We start from the raw sequence: 16,554 nt of genomic DNA on the forward strand, positions 1-16,554 counted from the left end.
CCCGGGAACGGTCCAACACCTACTCCGTGGCGATTGACGCACTTGCGTTGTAGGTTCGCGTGATGCCTGGTCAACGCCCCTTTCCCGGTCATCTGGACCTCCGTCTGCTGCGCGCCTTCCTCGCGGTCGCCGAGGAGCTGCACTTCACCCGTGCCGCCGCCCGCCTGTACGTCGCCCAGCAGGCGCTGAGCCGTGACATCCGCCGGCTGGAGCGCGAGCTCGGGGCGGAGCTGTTCGTGCGGACGACCCGGCAGGTGACGCCGACCCTGGACGCCGAGCGGCTGCTGCCGTACGCGCGCCGTGTGCTGGAGGCGCACGACGCGCTGCTCGACGCCTTCGCCCGGCCCGGCGGCGAGGAGCGGCCCCTGCTCGTCGACGTCAATTCCCCCGGTCTGGTCTCCAGCCGCATCCTCGACCGGGCCCGTGACCTCGCCCCGGGCAGTGAGCTGATGGCCCGTTACGAGAGCGGCCTCACCGGGGCGGCGGCGGACCTGCTCGCCGGCCGTCTGGACGTGTCGTTCGGCCGGTTCGCGGGGCTCGACCCCACCGTCCGGGCCCGGCTGGAGCAGCGGATCGTGCGCTACGAGCCGATGGCCGTCGTCCTGCCCGAGAACCATCGGCTCGCCGCCCTGGACGCGGTGCCGCTGGCCGCGCTCGCGGGCGAGACCGTGTACGCGGGGGCCGGGAACCCCCGCACGCTGGAGTGGACCGACCTGGCGCACCACCTGTTCGAGGGACGGGGCATCCGACTGGCGTCACCCGCACCGGTGGCCGTGGGCGCCGAGGAATTCCGGCGGATCATGGCGAAGACGCGGAATCCCGTGCTCGCCGTGGTGGAGTTTCCGGCCATGCCCGGGACCGTGTCGAGGCCCCTGATCGACCCTGTTCCTCTGTCACCCGTGTCACTGGTGTGGCGCAAGGGACTTGTCCATCCGGGGATCGATGCGCTCAAGCGAGCCGCTGCCGAACTCGCGAGCGAAGAGAAATGGCTCCTGAGTCCCCGGGAAGGGTGGATTCCAGCCACCGATGCCCTCATTTTCATGAGCCGTGCATGAGCCACGAGTACGCGGCGCTACATTCCTCGTCCGGGTCGCGGTGTGATATTGGGGCGCTCGGGCCGGGTGGGGGCCCGGTCAAGATGACAATGTGATTATTTGCCCCGAGTCGTCGTGCACCCGTGAGCAGTCCCATGGGGGGATGTACGTGCGTGCTGAGAACTGGCGGAAAGACACCCAACCGGCTGAGCGGAAAAACGATCAGCGGAACGGATTTCGGGTCGGTCCGTCACCTGGGCCGGAAGCCGGGGAGTCGTTCGCCCGGTCGGTGACCGGCGGAACGATTTCGTGGCCGGATATGGGAGTTGGCATCAATCCTGAGCGTGGGGAACGCGCCGAGCGAGCAGCCGGCGGACGTCCCGAGCGAACCCCGGACCCGGGGACCGAACTGCTCGTCGGTCACGCGGCGGAGACGGACGTGTTCTCCGGCCGTCGGCCCGAGGCGGGATCGGCGCCCGAGCGTGAGTCGCGGGCATGGTCCGGCGCCGGAGGCACGGCGACGGCGAGACCGCCGTCCCTCACCCGTACGGCGCCGGCGCGGCCCTTCTTCAGCGACGGACCGGCCTTCGAGGACAGCCCCTCGACCGCACTGCTCCCCGACGCCGCGCCGGACCTCGACCGTCCGCCGCCCGCCTCCTGGGAGAACCCGGGCGGATCCGCGGACGGCAACGACCCCGACGAGGTCACCATCCAGCTCGACGGCGCGGGCCTCGGGCCGCTTGCCCGGCCGGGCCGGCCGGGCAAGGACGTTCCCGCGACCGCCGAGATCTCCGAGGGCCCCGTCTTCGTCGACGAGTCCGGCCGCCGCAGCCGCCGCTACCGCCGCCTCGGCATGCTCGTCGCCGTGGCCTGCGCGGTCTACGCCGTCGTGATCGTCGCCACGCTCCTGTCGGGCAACTCGAACGCGCCCTGGCTCCCCGTGCCGGGCCAGGAGGAGGACACGCCCGCCGGCCAGGTCGAGAGCTCGCCCCTGCCCACGCAGTCGGTGAACCGCTCCGGCAAGGGTGCCACCGCCGCACCCGCAGCGGTGGCCACGGCCGCCGACGGCAGGACGCCCTCACGCGGCACGGCCACCACGGCAGCCGCCTCCGCCGGCGCCTCCGCCGCGTCGAGCGACCCGAAGCCCAGCACGTCGGCGACCAAGAAGCCGAAGCCCGGCGTCACCACCAAGGCCCCGGCCCCCGACCCCGAACCGTCCTCCTCGGCGGACGGCCAGCCCACGGCATCCGCGCCGGCCACCACCCCCGGCACGGTCGCCCCCACGGAGAGCACGGGCACCACAGGCTCCAACGGAGCGGGGGCCGGCACCTGATGAGTGACCTTCGCCGGCGCGCACCCGCCTGGCAGAGCCACGTTCCCGCCATCGCGCCCGGCGCGGTGGCGAAGTCCGTACAGGACCCCTTCACGGCGTCCGGCCGGCCGGATCCGCTCAGTTCCGCGTACGCCCTCTCCCTCCCGTTCCCGGAGGACATCCTCTGATGTCCCGCACCAGTCGCCACGGGCCCGCGTCCCGCACGTCGGGCCAGGGCCCCGGCACCGCCTCGCGACGGGACCGCGACGCCCCGCGCCGCCGCCTTCCCATGCGCTTCGTGCTGCCCCTCCTCGTCCTGGTCGCGATGATTGCGATGCTGATGCTGCACGGTTACGTGCACAGCGAGATCCTCGCGGACCACCGCATCCAGCCCGAGGCGGCCACGGACAAGGTCCCGGAGAAGATCCTCGACGGCGGCCCGGTCATCGACACCCGCGGCGGCCGCACGACCAGCATCGGCGTCCCGGACCACCGTCTCGTCCTCACCTTCGACGACGGCCCTGACCCGACCTGGACCCCCAAGGTCCTGGACGTCCTCAAGGCGAACCACGCCCACGCGGTCTTCTTCGTCACCGGCACCATGGCCTCGCGCTACCCGGACCTCGTCGAACGGATGGTGAAGGAGGGCCACGAAGTCGGCCTGCACACCTTCAGCCACCCCGACCTGTCGTACCAGTCCACGAGCCGTATCGACTGGGAACTGTCGCAGAACCAGCTGGCGCTGGAGGGCGCGGCGGGCATCCGCAGCTCCCTCTTCCGCCCCCCGTACTCCTCCTTCGCCGACGCCATGGACGACAAGTCCTGGCCGGTGACGCAGTACGTCGGAACCCGCGGCTACATCACCGTCGTCAACAACACCGACAGCGAGGACTGGCAGAAGCCGGGCGTCGCCGAGATCATCCGCCGGGCCACGCCCAGGACCGGCAAGGGCGCCATCGTCCTGATGCACGACTCGGGCGGCGACCGCCATCAGACGGTGCAGGCGCTGACCAAGTTCATTCCCCGACTCCAGGCGCAGGGCTACGAGTTCGAGAACCTCACCGAGGCGCTCGACGCGCCGAGCGCGAACACCCCGGTGACCGGCCTCGACCTGTGGAAGGGCAGGGCATGGATCTTCCTGGTCCAGGCCTCGGAGAGGACCACCGACGCCCTGGTCGTCGGTATCGCGATCATCGGCGTGCTGGTCTTCACCCGCTTCGGGATGATGCTCCTGCTCTCCGCGCTGCACGCCCGCCGGGTCCGCCGCAAGGCCTTTTGCTGGGGCGCGGCCCCGGTCACCGAAGCGGTGTCCGTGCTGGTCCCGGCGTACAACGAGGCCAAGTGCATCGAGAACACCGTGAACTCCCTCATGGCGAGCGAGCATCCCGTCGAGATCATCGTCATCGACGACGGATCGAGCGACGGCACCGCCCGCATCGTCGAGGAACTGCGCCTGCCGAACGTACGCGTGGTGCGCCAGCTCAACGCCGGCAAGCCCGCCGCCCTCAACCGGGGTCTGGCCAACGCGAGCCACGACATCATCGTGATGATGGACGGCGACACCGTCTTCGAACCGGCCACCGTCCGCGAACTCGTCCAGCCCTTCGCCGACCCCGAGGTCGGCGCGGTCGCGGGCAACGCCAAGGTCGGCAACCGGGACTCCCTCATCGGCGCCTGGCAGCACATCGAGTACGTGATGGGTTTCAACCTCGACCGCCGCATGTACGACATCCTGCGCTGCATGCCGACGATCCCGGGCGCGGTCGGGGCCTTCCGCCGCTCGGCCCTGGAGCGCGTCGGCGGCATGAGCGACGACACGCTCGCCGAGGACACCGACATCACGATGGCCCTCCACCGTGACGGCTGGCGTGTCGTCTACGCCGAGAAGGCACGGGCCTGGACCGAGGCCCCGGAGTCCGTCCAGCAGCTCTGGTCCCAGCGCTACCGCTGGTCGTACGGCACCATGCAGGCGATCTGGAAGCACCGCGGAGCCCTGGTCGACCGGGGTCCCTCGGGCCGCTTCGGCCGGGTCGGACTGCCCCTGGTTTCCCTCTTCATGGTCCTGGCCCCGCTCCTCGCGCCCCTGATCGACGTATTCCTCCTGTACGGAGTCGTCTTCGGCCCGACCCGGAAGACGATCGTCGCCTGGCTCGGTGTCCTCGCCGTCCAGGCGGTCTGCGCGGCGTACGCGTTCCGTCTCGACAAGGAACGCATGACCCAGCTGATCTCGCTCCCCCTTCAGCAGATCCTCTACCGGCAGTTGATGTACGTCGTCCTGCTCCAGTCCTGGATCACCGCCCTGACCGGCGGCCGGCTGCGCTGGCAGAAGCTGCGCCGCACCGGCGTCGTGGGGGCGGCGCCGGGAGCGGTCCCGCGGCAGCAGGCGTCACACACCGGGAACGAACGGAGGCCGGTCGGATGACCACGCACGAGTACCCGGCGGGGGCGACCCCGCCGCTGGGCACCCCCAAGCCGGCGGTCCCGTATCCGCGTACGTACCCGGGAGCGCCCGCGGACGACTGGCTGCGCCCGCAGCCGCAGCCGCAGGCGGGTACGGGCCCGGCACTGTGGCCCGAGTCCGGGCCGTCGGCCGAGTCCGGGCCGCTGTCTGAGCCCGGACCGTCGGCCGAGTCCGGGCCGCTGTCCGAGTCCGGGCCGTCGGTCGAGACCGCGTCGGGGGTGGATCCGGAGCGGGAGCCGGCCCCGCGCCGCCCCGGCCGTGACCGCTACCTCGACCTGCTCCGCTCCATGGCGCTGGTCCGCGTGGTCGTGTACCACCTGTTCGGCTGGGGCTGGCTGACGGTCGTCTTCCCCTCCATGGGCGTGATGTTCGCGCTGGCGGGCTCCCTGATGGCGCGTTCGCTGAGCCGGCCGTCGCCGAGTGTGATCCGGGGACGTCTCAGGCGTCTGCTGCCTCCGCTCTGGGCGTTCAGCGCGGTGGCACTGACCATGATGTTCCTGGCCGGCTGGAACCCCGCGAAGGATCCCGACCTAGGCGGCTCCTGGAACCTGGTCGACCTGCTCAACTACATCGTCCCGGTCGGCGCCCCGCCGTTCCCCTGGCACCTCGGCTCCCAGTCGGGCCTGCTGGAGAGCGACTGGGCGGTCCAGTGCGCGGGTGTGCTCTGGTATCTGCGCGCCTACCTGTGGTTCGTGGTCGCGTCCCCGTTCATGCTGTGGGCGTTCCGCCGGGCGCCGTGGCCGACCGTGCTGGCCCCCCTCGCCCTGACGGCGGTGGTCGGCACCGGGCTGGTCACCATCCCCGGTGAGACCGGCAACGCCGTCACCGACTTCGCCGTCTACGGCGGCTGCTGGATCCTGGGCTTCGCCCACCACGAGGGGATGCTCGCGAAGGTCCCGCGCTACATCGCCATCTCGTGCTCGGCCCTGATGATGGCCTTCGGCCTGTGGTGGGCCTCGGGCCATCTGGGCCCCGACGGCTGGGACCTGAACGACATCCCGTTGGCCGACGCGATGTGGTCCTTCGGCTTCGTGGTGATCCTGCTCCAGTACAGCCCGTCCTGGCGGGAACTGCCGGGCCGCCTCGCCCGCTGGGACAAGCTGGTGACGCTGTCCAACAACCGCGCCGTCACGATCTACCTGTGGCACAACATGCTCATCATGGCCACGGTCCCGATCCTGGACCAGCTGTACAACCTCCCCTTCATGGAGAACGACCGGGCGACGGCGGCCCTCGACTCCACGTACACCCTGTGGATGTTCGTCCTGGTGTGGCCGCTGATCGGCCTGACCATCCTGGCCTTCGGCTGGATCGAGGACATCGCGGCGAAGCGCAGCCCACGTCTTTGGCCGAACGGCTCCAAGAGCCGCAGGATCACTGGCCGTTCGGTGAACCGGGGGCGCCGGGCCAGGGCTTGACGGTCGGGGGTGCCTCAGCAGGTCAGGCGCTCCACCGCGCCCGGCTCGCCGGGGCACCCCCGACCCGTTCATCCCGCGATGTCACTCGATCGAAGGTTTCGCGGAGGCAGTTTGGTCACGCTATGAACCTGTATGCCCACCCGATCGGCACCCTTTGTCCCGTTGCCGCCGTACGGGCTCCCGCTAGCGTGACGCTGCCTTCCCGCACCCCACGCAGCCGAGGAGCCCACCGTGAACCGCCGCCCCCACCTGCTCCTCACAGCCGCCCTGCTCCTCCTGACAGCCTGCGGTGGCCCCAACGACGTCCCGAAGCCAGGGGACAGGATCGCGGGCGCGGGGGGTGGGGGTACGAGGTCGGCTTCGGCGGGCGGGGCAACCTCCGGCGGGCGGCCCGTGATCAGGTTTCCATCCGACACGCGGAACGTATTCGAGGGCCAGAAGACCGGGGACGCCAGAAAGGACGCGGTACTGGCGGACAACGCCCAGCGAATCAACTCCATTGACGACGCGATCTTCCAGGGAAGAGTGAATACCGAGGCCCTCGGCTTCTACAGCGCAGAAGGCGCCTTGGACAGCGCGAGGATGTTCATCAAGGGGTACCTGGATGACGGCCGTTCCTGGACGGGGACCACCCGCTACTTCGACCGCCAGGTCACTTTTGCCTCCGATGGCAGCGCGGCTGTCGTCTACTGCTCGGACGAGAGCAAGTCGTTCCTCAAGAACAGGAGGACGAACAAGCCCGAGAAGACGCAGACCTCGGCAGACAGCTACGTGCTGTACAACACCCGGCTGGTCGAGGACTCGGCCGGCGTCTGGCAGACCACCAACGTCATCTCGAAGCGAGGCTCTGCCCAATGCCGGCCGTGAAGCGTTCGGTCGGTTCGGCGACGCTCACGGCCCTTTTCTGCCTTGCAGCGCTCGGCCACCCAAACGCGTATGCCGGCGGCCGTGGCGGCGAAGGCAACGAGAACACCGGACCGAAGCCGCGCGGAGATGCCACTCATGACGGCACGCTGTCCGCTACCGCGGGCGCCGTGGTCTTCAATCGTTCGAAGAACGGTTCGGGCGAATCGACCGGCCCGGTGGCTGCCGCTCCGGGTACGTGGACCCCGCCCGCCTGCTATTACGCACCGAGGTACACCCCGGCCCAGATGCGGCAGTACAAGGAGTCGATCTGGGGGGTCGAATCGACCGGGTATCAGTGGGATGCGAAACAGCGCGACACCTACGTGGACGGGCACCCCTACAAGGACTTCAACGAGGCCAAGGCCGGCAAGGGCTACTGGTGGGACTCGTACGTCACCGAAGGCCGCGAGGGCGACCCCGCGGCTTCCACTTGCGCCGAAGACAACTTCTGGGTCGACACGGGTGCGGCCCCACCGGCGAACATCTCGCAGGCGATCACTCCGGAGATGCTGGCGCAGCTCGCGTACGCGGAGATGCGGGTGCCGTCGACGAAGGTGGACCTGGCTCCGGCGGGTACGACCAAGGTGAATCTGCCGACGTGGGCGTGGCTGGACACGGCGAAGTTCAAGCCGGTGTCGGTGACCGCGTCAGTACCCCTGCTGGACGTCACCGCGACGACCACGGCGCAGCCGGTCTCCCTCCGGATCGACCCGGGCACGGCGGACGCGCAGACCTATCCCGCCTCGGGCGTGTGCGAGATGACGGGCGATCGCATCGGCGAGGCCTACGCGAAGGGCCGGGCCGAGGAGACGCCTCCCTGCGGGGTGAGATACCTGCGCTCCTCGGGCGACGACTCGTACGCGTTGCGCGCGACCCTCACCTGGAAGATCCACTGGACGGGCACCGGCATACCCGAACCACGAGACCTGCCGGACGGCACCTTCGGCGTCGGCCAGGACGTCGTCGTGCAGGAGATCCAGTCCGTCAACCGCTGAGTCCGGCTCAACGGATTCACCGAGATTCCGGGAGAACAGAGGGCGTGGCAGAGCGGCTGGTTGTCGACGGCGATGAGCTGTCGCACTTCATGAAGATGCTCAGGACGTCGACCGAGTCGTTGCGTGGCCTGCGCAGAGCGCTGGAGGACGCCACGGTCACCGGTCTGGGCACGGACGATCTCGACTGTGCCTGCGAGGACTTCCAGGACAACTGGAAGTACGGCGCCGACCAGATCGGTGCGCAGACCGAGGATCTGGCAAAGATCATCGGCAAGAGCCGGGACAGCTACCGCGAGGTGGACAAGGCCCTGGAACAAGCTCTGAAGAAGGCCGGGAGCGGCGGGGGCGGTGGTACGAGGTGACCTACCGGCCCGAGGACACGGGAGCGGCGCTCGACCCACGCTCCCTCGCCGACCGCGACAAGCCGCAGGGGCTCAAGTCGGCCCCGCGCATCCCCAACCCCGACCACCCGCATCTCGGGTTCAACCCGGTGCCGGGCAGTACGGAGACCGTGAGCGGCCTGCGCAAGAAGCTCACGGGGTGCGCGAAGGTGCTCGAAGAGACCCATGACCTCGTCACCAAGCTGATGGACGGCAGCTACTGGAAGGGCGACGCGGCCGTCGCCTTCCGCGAGCAGCTGGACGGCGGGCCGCTGCCCCTGAACCTGAAGAACGCGGCGCACTCGATCCGTAAAGCGGCCGGACAACTCGGCCGCTGGGAAGACGAACTCGACGACTTCCAACGGCGGGCGAAGCGGCTCGAACAGGACGCGAAGGCCGCACAGGACGCCGTGGACCGTGCGAAGGGGCACGCCACGAAGGCGGGCGACAGCCCCGAGCTGGACGGGAAGGGCACCGCGCACGACGAGGCACGGAAGGCGCTGACCAAGGCGAAAACGGCGGTGGAGGACGCCGAGGACGCTCTGCGCAGGATTCGCGGCAAGGCGCGCGAACTCGCCGAGGAACATGAGCACCGGGCGCAGCTTCGGGCAGGGAAGATCCGCGCCGCCACGAAGAAACTGACCCCTCATGAACCGGGCTGGTTCGACTCGGCCCTCGACTGGGTCACCGAAAACCTGCCGGACATCTTGAGCACGCTGGGGGCGGTGATCGGGTTGGTTGCGTTGTTTGTTGTGTCGGGTGGGACATTGGCAGCGGTATTGCTGCTGGCAGCTTCGGTCCTTAGTGCGGCGGCGTTGACCATCCGAGTGTCTGAGGATCCCACGGTGTGGGCATCACTGAGGGACGGCTTTGCCAAAGGTGAGCTCGACACCGACTTCTGGAGCAACCTCGTGACTGTCGGGGGTGACGCTCTTGGCATGGTTCCCGGCATTGCCGCAGTGGGAAAGGGGGCCGCGGTTGGACTGCGTGCTGCGAGCGAGACGGGTGATGCTCTCTCGCTGGGCCAACGGATCATCCGCTCGGGGAGCAGCACCATGGAGCACGCCAAGTCCATTTCGAGTTTGGACAATGCGCTGCTCGGTTTCACAATTCGTGGCGCCAGAGCGGCGCAGATCACGAGAGGGATTGAGGTCACCTCGGCCTCGGTAGGGGTTGGAACCGCAGGCTTCGGCCTCGCCATGAGCGCTGTGGACACCGACGACGACGGGATCAAGGACGGCTCGGTGGCGAGTATCGACGGCGCCAGGCTCGGCCTCGATGCCGGAGGACTCCTCAATATCGCCCGTCATGTCTTCTGATTCCCGAACAGAGAGAAGGCGCTGCATGGCTCTGACCGAGTACCCGACTGCGTGGGACCACCCCCCGACCAGAAGAGCTTTCGTTCAGCACTTCATCTTGATCGCTCTGCGACTGGTGGGCTGGATCGCTGTTTGGGTCGGCTCATTGGCCTTCCTGGTGGTTTTCCTTTCTCCCGGCTTCACTCTGCTCTTTGTCCCGTTGCTGGGCTATGCGGCCTTCCGCGCCGTCCTCCAACTCGCCTACATCCGGCCCTCCATCCACATCCAGCGTGTCCTCTGGCAGTACCCCTGGCAGCTTCTGGCGGATGTTCCCCGGGGGCGGAACAAGCATCCGCGGGTTCAGGAGGACGAGATGTGGCTGGAGCTGCCCAATCCTGAGGAGCCGGGGGAGCGGATTCCTCTGTTGTTCCTTTCCGGCATGCGTACGTTCTGGTGGATGCGGAGATTCGGCACCGCCCGGACGAAACCGGAGCTGAAGGCGGAGATCGAGCCGATCTGGTTCGCCGGTGACCCCCGTTTCATCGCCGTCATCGCGGCTTCCGCACGGAACGGCAAGGCGCCCAAGCGGCTCCATCTGCTGTACCAGCGCACGGCCACGGGGCGCCGGGGCATCGAGCCGATCGACTGGAACGCGAGCCCGGCCGCCCTGGAACGAGCCCGGCGTTCCGGCGCTCACGTCCCCGACGCGGTGCGCCCGCACTCGCATCCCCACTGACTCGTACCCGGCAGGAATCGATGACCACGGCCCCCCACTTCACCGTCGCGGACTCGGCGGAAGACCCCGACGCCGACATCTGGTTCGCGGAACCCGCCGGTTTCACCGCCGTGCCCCTCGACGCGCTGCTTCCCGCACCGGACTCCCCGGCCGCCGACGGGTTGCGCACCGCATTCGCCCCGTTCCTCCAGGCCGTTCCCGATGAGTTGACGCGACAGCGGTTCATCGCCGCGTTCGCCCAAGGGCAGCGCCTGCTCGGGGCTTTGAGGGAAGAGGGAACCGTTCATTGCTCGATCGGACTGCACCGTGACGATGTCGACGAGGGGGCCGTGAGCGACGGCGGCCCACTGCTGTCGTTCTTCACCGTCTCCTGGCGTGCCACGGCGGTGGCACCGCGAGCCGTGACGGCCGCCCGTGCGGTGACCGGGCTCGACGGGCGGGCGCTCGTCGAATGCGTCGAACTCCCCAGTGGGCCGGTCACGTTCAGCGAGGTCGTTCACACCCCAGGGGTAGTTGAAGGGCTTCCTCGGATGCCACTGGTCCAGTTCCGGGCCCACCTGCCGCATCCGGACTGCAAGCGGCTGGCCGTGCTCACGCTGAGCACGAACGCCGTCGGACGCCGGGAGCAGTACCGTGCGATCCTCCGCCGGATCGCGGCCCTGACCACCTTCGACGATCCGCTGCGACCGGTCTGCCCCGAGGTGCCGTGAACGGTGACCCGGGGCTTTGCGGTCAGCAACTGGGTGAACCCTCCTGTGGGTCGTCGTCGCACAATCGGGGGGTTCGAGTGGGCAGTTGGCGGTGCTATGGCCCTCTATGGCCAATCACTGTTACTCGCTTGGCACCATTCGCGCTGGTGTCGTCGCACAGGCCCCCGCTAGCGTGTTGGTGCCCTTCCGCACCCCACGCCGCACAGGAGTCTGCCGTGAGCCGCCGTTCCCGTCTGCTTGTCACAGCCGCTGTCGGAGCGTCAGCCGCGCTGCTTTTGACCGCGTGCGGCGGGGGCGGTGACAAGTCGAAGGCCAACGACAAGATCGCCGGCGCGGACACCGGAGGCAGGACCTCGGCCTCACCGAGCGCGAGCGCGACGCAATCGGCCGGGCGCCCGAAGATCGAGTTGCCGTCGGATCTCACGCTGACCTTCGAAGGGCCGAAGACCGGCGACGAAATCAAGGACGCCGTCCTCGCCGACAATGCCGAGCGCATGCGGGCCGTCGACGCGGCGATCGCCGGGACGGATCCCAAGGGTGAGGCGCTCGGTTACTACAACACCGGCAAGGCGCTCGAAGCCGCTTTGAGCTGGGTCGACCAGTTCAAGAAGGCGGACTCCACCCTCACCGGTGCGGCGCGCTACTACCAGCGGACCGTGACCCTCGACGGCAAGAACTCCGCCTCGCTCACATTCTGCGCGGACGAGAGCAAGGGCTACAGCAAGGACAAGAAGACCAACAAGATCAACAAGACGCCGGTCACCAAGAACAGTTACGTCCTGTACAACACGCGCCTGGACAAGAGCTCCGAAGGTGTATGGCAGACATCGCAGATCATTTCCAGCAGGGGGGCGGCTCAGTGCCAGGCGTAGCGAGGAACACCGTTCGTGCCGCTCTGCTGGCGAGCCTTCTCGTGGCCGGGACTGCCCCGGACGCCTGGGCCGACTTCGTCCCGGGCGGCAAGGGTACTGGTTCCGAGACGGAGGTGAACGGCGGGCAGGACGACCAGAAGGTCTCCGCCACGGCCGGCGCCGTCGTGTTCGACCGGTCCAAGAACGGGTCCGGCAGCTCCTCCGGTCCGGTGGCCTCCTCGTCCGGGAACTGGACTCCGCCCGCCTGCTACTACGCCCCGAGGTACACCCCCGATCAGCTCCAGAAGTACTTGGAGCCCATCTGGAACGCCGAGTCCACCGGGCCCCAGTGGGACCAGGAACAGCGGGACAAGTACGTCAACGGCGGCGACGCCAAGGACTTCAACAAGGCCAAGACCGGCAAGGGCTACTGGTGGGACTCGTACGTCACCGAAGGCCGTGAGGGCGACCCGCACGCGCTGGACTGCAAAAGGTCGATCTTCTGGGTCGACAAGGGTGCGGCCCCGCCGGCGGACGCTCCCCAGGCGATCACCCCGGAGATGCTGGCGCAGCTCGCGTACGGCGAGATACGGGTGCCGTCGACGAAGGTGGACCTGGCTCCGGCAGGTACGACGAAGGTGAATCTGCCGACGTGGGCGTGGCTGGACACGGCGAAGTTCAAGCCGGTGTCCGTGACCGCGTCCGTACCCCTGCTGGACGTCACCGCGACGACCACGGCCGAACCGGTCTCGCTGAAGATCGACCCCGGCACGGCGGACGCGCAGACCTATCCCGCCTCGGGCGTCTGCGAGATCACCGGCGATCGCATCGGCGAGGCGTACGCGAAGGGCAGGGCCGGACAGACGCCACCCTGTGGGGTGAAGTACCTGCGTTCCTCGGGCGACGGTTCGTACAAGCTGCGGGCCACCGTCACCTGGAAGATCCACTGGACGGGCACCGGCGTGCCGGCCGCGCGGAACCTGCCGGACGGCACCTTCGGGGCGGACCAGGACGTCGTCGTGCAGGAGATCCAGTCCATCAACCGCTGAGCCCGGCCGTCGGCAGACCCGGCAAGGCGGAGTCAAGTGCCGGTCAACCGGTCTGCCCGGCTGTTCTGCGGAGATGTCCGCGCGTGCAAGGGTGGAGTCGTTGCCGGCGTGAACGTGCGTTTTCGGCGGGGGAGTTGGGGGTCACGTGAGCAGACGGCAGATCCGGAAGATGTTCCGGCTGATGGCTCAGGGGCAGGCGGTGCAGCTCACGAGTCCCATGGCCTCGGTGAAGAAGCTGGCACGACTCGCCTTCACGGCCCAGCAGTTCGGCTACGAGTACGCGGACGTACGCCAGGGCGGCGGCCGCAACAACGCGCTCACGATGCTCATCGTGCCCGACCCCGGCCTCCAGGCCCAGTCGCGTGCCGCGCAGAACTGGGCGCAGTATCCGCAGGCCGGCGACGGGGTCTCGTTGCCGCCCGTCGTCCCTGACGCACTGGAACTCCTCAAGGCCCGCATCAACTTCGACCTCACGGGCAAGAACGCCGAGAAGCGGATGGCATACGCGGTGCTGGGTCTCACCGTGGGGTGCGCGGTCCTCGCGGTGCGGACGGGCGGGAGCTCCGTGGCCTTCGAGGTGGCCGGGATCCTGTGGGCCGTGATGATGGTCGTCCTCGGCGTCGGTCTAGTCGTCACACGCAAGCGGAACGCCAAGTTCGCGGTGTTGCTCCGGGCGGCCGGGTTCGCGCCTGTGACGGAGGCGGGCGGACGGGTTCGGTATCTGCCGCCGACGGCGGGGTACGGAGCACAGCCCGCCGGCCCGTACGGCCCCTACGCCCCGTACACGGGCCCGCTTCCGCAGGCTCCCCAGCCTCAGCCCCCATACGCCGGCCCGCTTCCGCAGCCGCCCCAGCCCTCGTACCCCGGCCCCTTTCCACAGGCGCCCCAGCCCCCGCACCCCGGCACCCTTCCGCAGCCGCCCCAGTAGCCTCAGTCCGGCGCCGCTACCCCTCCCAGATCTCCGGCAGTCCGAACGCGGCGAAGACCGTGGGGAGTTGGAAGACCACCGTGTGACTCACCGCGCCGTGGTCCGCAGTGAAGACCTGGAGGGTGCGCAGGCGGTACGTGTCGGCGCCGGGGGCGCGGACGTAGGCCGCCAGCGCGGGCTGGCCGTTCGCCGAGGTGGGGCGCAGGCGCCAGTCCTTGCCCCGCATCGCGAAGACGCGGGCGATGAAGGCGATGTAGGCGTCGGGGCCGACGTACCAGTTGAGGACCGGGGGCATCTCCAGCACGACGTCCTGGGTGAGCAGGGTGCGCAGGGCGTCGAGGTCGGCGTCCTCGAAGGCGCGCAGATAGCGGTCGATCACCGCGCGCTGCCCGAGGTCCGGGGGTTCCGTCACCTCGTCCTCGGTCAGACCGGCCTCGCCGAGTCGCGCGCGGGCCCGCTGGAGCGTGCTGTTGACGGAGGCCGTCGACGTGCCGAGGGCCTCGGCCACCTCGCTCGCCGGCCAGGCCAGCACGTCACGCAGGATGAGGACCGCCCGCTGCCGAGGGGGCAGCAACTGCATCGCGGCGATCAGGGCGAGGCGCAGACTGCCCCGCGCGACGACCACGCCCGCGGGATCCCCGGCCACGGCCCCGGTGCCGAAGGCGCGCCCGGCCGTGTCCTGGTCCGGGAACGGTTCGAGCCACGGCACCTCCGCCCCCGGCGTCTCCTGGCCGGGGAGAGCGAGGTCCCCGCCGGCCGGCGGCACCGGGCGACCTGGGTGCTCGTCCGTGACGGCGCCGACGGGACCTGGGCCATCACCTCGTACCACAACGCGTCCGTCTGACAGACCGGGCGGGAACCCCGTACGAACCCCGCCGGCCCGCCCATCCGTCCGCCCATCCGTCCGTCGGACGGACGGGATCGCCGTACGGACCTCACCCGCTCCCGGGCCCGTCCTCACCGCCGGGTCCGGGACGGGGTGAGAGCAACGTTCCCTTCAGGTCACTCACAGCCACAGCGCGGAAACGCGCCCTCCCTACCTTCGGGAAACAGCAGGCCGGTAGGCCCGGAGAACCAATGGAGGCGTGAGATGACTGCCCCAGCCACGAGTACGACCCCCGCGCGGGACGGTCGCTGGATCGAGGAGTGGGATCCGGAGGACGAGGTCTTCTGGGCGGAGAAGGGGGAGAAGGTCGCCCGGCGCAACCTGCTCTTCTCCGTTCTGTCCGAGCACATCGGGTTCTCCGTCTGGACCATGTGGTCGGTGCTGGTCCTGTTCATGGGACCGGAGTACGGGCTCACCCCGGCCGACAAGTTCCTGCTCACCTCGATGGTGACGCTGGTCGGCGCGGTCGTGCGGGTGCCCTACACCTTCGCCGTCGCGCTCTTCGGCGGCCGGAACTGGACCATCGTGTCCGCGAGTCTGCTGCTCGTGCCGACCGTCGCCGCGTTCGTGGTGATGAAGCCGGGCACCTCGTTCGACACGTTCCTCGTGGTCGGCCTGCTGGCCGGTATCGGCGGCGGCAACTTCGCCTCCAGCATGACCAACATCAACGCCTTCTTCCCGCTGCGCAAGAAGGGCTGGGCGCTCGGCCTCAACGCGGGCGGCGGCAACATCGGCGTCCCCGTCATCCAGCTGGTGGCGCTCGCCATCATCGGGGCGAGCGGCGGACCCCGGGTGCTCCTCGGGATCTACATCCCGCTCGTCGTGGTGGCCGCCGTCCTCGCCGCCCTCTTCATGGACAACCTCGCCTCCGTGAAGAACGACACCGGCGCCGCCCTGGACGCCGCGAAGGACGCGCACACCTGGATCATGTCCTTCCTCTACATCGGGACCTTCGGGTCGTTCATCGGGTACGCCTTCGCCTTCGGCCAGGTGCTCCAGGTCGAGTTCGGGCGCACACCGCTCCAGGCCGCCTATCTCACCTTCGTCGGCCCGCTGCTCGGTTCGCTGATCCGGCCCGTCGGCGGATGGCTCGCCGACCGCTACGGCGGCGCCAGGATCACCCTCGGCAACTTCGTCGCCATGGCCGTCGCGACCGGGATCCTGGTGTTCGCCAGCAGTGAGAAGTCGCTGCCGCTGTTCGTCTCGGTGTTCGTGGTGCTCTTCGTGCTCAGCGGCCTCGGCAACGGGTCGACGTACAAGATGATCCCGGGCATCTTCCAGAAGAAGGCCCTGGACGCGGGGCTCGAAGGGGAGGAGGCCGCCCGGCACGGCCGACGGCTCTCCGGCGCCGCCATGGGACTCATCGGCGCGGTGGGCGCGCTCGGCGGTGTCGGCATCAACCTCGCCTTCCGCCAGTCGTTCCTCGACTCCGGTTCCGGCACCGGCGCCTTCGTCACCTTCCTCGTCTTCTACGCCGTCGCCTTCGTGGTCACCTGGGCCGTATACCTTCGCCGACCGGCCGCCGCGACCACGGCGAGCGCCACCGCCGAGGCGAAGGCCCAGCTCAGCTACGCCGAGGTGTGACGTAAC

General features: G+C 69.3%; 16 protein-coding genes. 15 read left to right on the forward strand and 1 reads right to left on the reverse strand.

Annotation, left to right across the window (positions count from 1 at the left end; all coding sequences use genetic code 11):
• The first annotated feature begins 62 nt into the window (after positions 1-62).
• From ABZV42_RS21775 to ABZV42_RS21840, 14 genes are all read left to right on the forward strand, one after another.
• On the forward strand, positions 63-1,055 hold the full coding sequence (locus ABZV42_RS21775; protein ID WP_355980529.1) for a LysR family transcriptional regulator: 993 nt from the start codon (positions 63-65) through the stop codon (positions 1,053-1,055).
• A gap of 298 nt (positions 1,056-1,353) precedes the next feature.
• On the forward strand, positions 1,354-2,367 hold the full coding sequence (locus ABZV42_RS21780; protein WP_356053172.1) for a hypothetical protein: 1,014 nt from the start codon (positions 1,354-1,356) through the stop codon (positions 2,365-2,367).
• Positions 2,367-2,534 (forward strand): hypothetical protein, encoded by a 168-nt coding sequence (locus ABZV42_RS21785; RefSeq protein ID WP_355980534.1) that lies wholly within the window; start codon positions 2,367-2,369, stop codon positions 2,532-2,534. Before ABZV42_RS21780 ends, ABZV42_RS21785 begins: the two co-directional genes overlap by 1 nt.
• A 101-nt stretch (positions 2,535-2,635) precedes the next feature.
• Complete coding sequence (locus tag ABZV42_RS21790) at positions 2,636-4,768, forward strand: glycosyltransferase (protein WP_356053279.1); 2,133 nt, start codon at positions 2,636-2,638, stop codon at positions 4,766-4,768.
• On the forward strand, positions 4,765-6,225 hold the full coding sequence (locus tag ABZV42_RS21795) for an acyltransferase family protein (RefSeq protein ID WP_356053174.1): 1,461 nt from the start codon (positions 4,765-4,767) through the stop codon (positions 6,223-6,225). The genes ABZV42_RS21790 and ABZV42_RS21795 overlap by 4 nt, the downstream gene beginning before the upstream one ends.
• 231 nt (positions 6,226-6,456) lie before the next feature.
• Entirely contained in the window at positions 6,457-7,092 is a 636-nt protein-coding gene (locus tag ABZV42_RS21800) for a hypothetical protein (protein ID WP_356053176.1), read from the forward strand.
• On the forward strand, positions 7,080-8,126 hold the full coding sequence (locus ABZV42_RS21805; protein WP_356053178.1) for a hypothetical protein: 1,047 nt from the start codon (positions 7,080-7,082) through the stop codon (positions 8,124-8,126). Before ABZV42_RS21800 ends, ABZV42_RS21805 begins: the two co-directional genes overlap by 13 nt.
• Before the next feature lie 44 nt (positions 8,127-8,170).
• Entirely contained in the window at positions 8,171-8,488 is a 318-nt protein-coding gene (locus ABZV42_RS21810; protein WP_355980541.1) for a hypothetical protein, read from the forward strand.
• Complete coding sequence (locus tag ABZV42_RS21815; protein ID WP_356053180.1) at positions 8,485-9,825, forward strand: putative T7SS-secreted protein; 1,341 nt, start codon at positions 8,485-8,487, stop codon at positions 9,823-9,825. Before ABZV42_RS21810 ends, ABZV42_RS21815 begins: the two co-directional genes overlap by 4 nt.
• Positions 9,826-9,922: 97 nt before the next feature.
• Positions 9,923-10,540, forward strand: coding sequence for a hypothetical protein (locus ABZV42_RS21820; protein WP_356053183.1), 618 nt, complete (start codon positions 9,923-9,925; stop codon positions 10,538-10,540).
• A 20-nt stretch (positions 10,541-10,560) separates the two neighbouring features.
• Complete coding sequence (locus ABZV42_RS21825; protein WP_356053185.1) at positions 10,561-11,250, forward strand: hypothetical protein; 690 nt, start codon at positions 10,561-10,563, stop codon at positions 11,248-11,250.
• Positions 11,251-11,465: 215 nt separating this feature from the next.
• On the forward strand, positions 11,466-12,122 hold the full coding sequence (locus ABZV42_RS21830) for a hypothetical protein (protein WP_355980549.1): 657 nt from the start codon (positions 11,466-11,468) through the stop codon (positions 12,120-12,122).
• Positions 12,068-13,150, forward strand: coding sequence for a hypothetical protein (locus tag ABZV42_RS21835; protein WP_356053187.1), 1,083 nt, complete (start codon positions 12,068-12,070; stop codon positions 13,148-13,150). Before ABZV42_RS21830 ends, ABZV42_RS21835 begins: the two co-directional genes overlap by 55 nt.
• Positions 13,151-13,295: 145 nt before the next feature.
• Complete coding sequence (locus ABZV42_RS21840) at positions 13,296-14,078, forward strand: hypothetical protein (protein ID WP_356053189.1); 783 nt, start codon at positions 13,296-13,298, stop codon at positions 14,076-14,078.
• Between the two features lie 16 nt (positions 14,079-14,094).
• Here ABZV42_RS21840 and ABZV42_RS21845 read toward each other — a convergent pair whose 3' ends face one another.
• Complete coding sequence (locus ABZV42_RS21845; protein ID WP_356053191.1) at positions 14,095-14,844, reverse strand: RNA polymerase subunit sigma-70; 750 nt, start codon at positions 14,842-14,844, stop codon at positions 14,095-14,097.
• A 324-nt stretch (positions 14,845-15,168) separates the two neighbouring features.
• Here ABZV42_RS21845 and ABZV42_RS21850 point away from each other — a divergent pair, with 324 nt between their 5' ends.
• Entirely contained in the window at positions 15,169-16,548 is a 1,380-nt protein-coding gene (locus ABZV42_RS21850) for a nitrate/nitrite transporter (RefSeq protein ID WP_355980557.1), read from the forward strand.
• Positions 16,549-16,554: the final 6 nt, after the last annotated feature.

Source organism: Streptomyces sp. NPDC005281, assembly GCF_040607495.1.
GTDB lineage: Bacteria > Actinomycetota > Actinomycetes > Streptomycetales > Streptomycetaceae > Streptomyces.

Excerpts from the sequence above, each read along its gene's own strand:
- ABZV42_RS21805 (WP_356053178.1), top strand. The coding sequence starts at position 7,080 with ATGCCGGCCGTGAAGCGTTCGGTCGGTTCGGCGACGCTCACGGCCCTT.
- ABZV42_RS21785 (WP_355980534.1), top strand. The coding sequence starts at position 2,367 with ATGAGTGACCTTCGCCGGCGCGCACCCGCCTGGCAGAGCCACGTTCCC.
- ABZV42_RS21780 (WP_356053172.1), top strand. The coding sequence starts at position 1,354 with ATGGGAGTTGGCATCAATCCTGAGCGTGGGGAACGCGCCGAGCGAGCA.
- ABZV42_RS21795 (WP_356053174.1), top strand. The coding sequence starts at position 4,765 with ATGACCACGCACGAGTACCCGGCGGGGGCGACCCCGCCGCTGGGCACC.
- ABZV42_RS21775 (WP_355980529.1), top strand. The coding sequence starts at position 63 with ATGCCTGGTCAACGCCCCTTTCCCGGTCATCTGGACCTCCGTCTGCTG.
- ABZV42_RS21835 (WP_356053187.1), top strand. The coding sequence starts at position 12,068 with ATGGCAGACATCGCAGATCATTTCCAGCAGGGGGGCGGCTCAGTGCCA.
- ABZV42_RS21850 (WP_355980557.1), top strand. The coding sequence starts at position 15,169 with ATGACTGCCCCAGCCACGAGTACGACCCCCGCGCGGGACGGTCGCTGG.
- ABZV42_RS21790 (WP_356053279.1), top strand. The coding sequence starts at position 2,636 with ATGCGCTTCGTGCTGCCCCTCCTCGTCCTGGTCGCGATGATTGCGATG.
- ABZV42_RS21825 (WP_356053185.1), top strand. The coding sequence starts at position 10,561 with ATGACCACGGCCCCCCACTTCACCGTCGCGGACTCGGCGGAAGACCCC.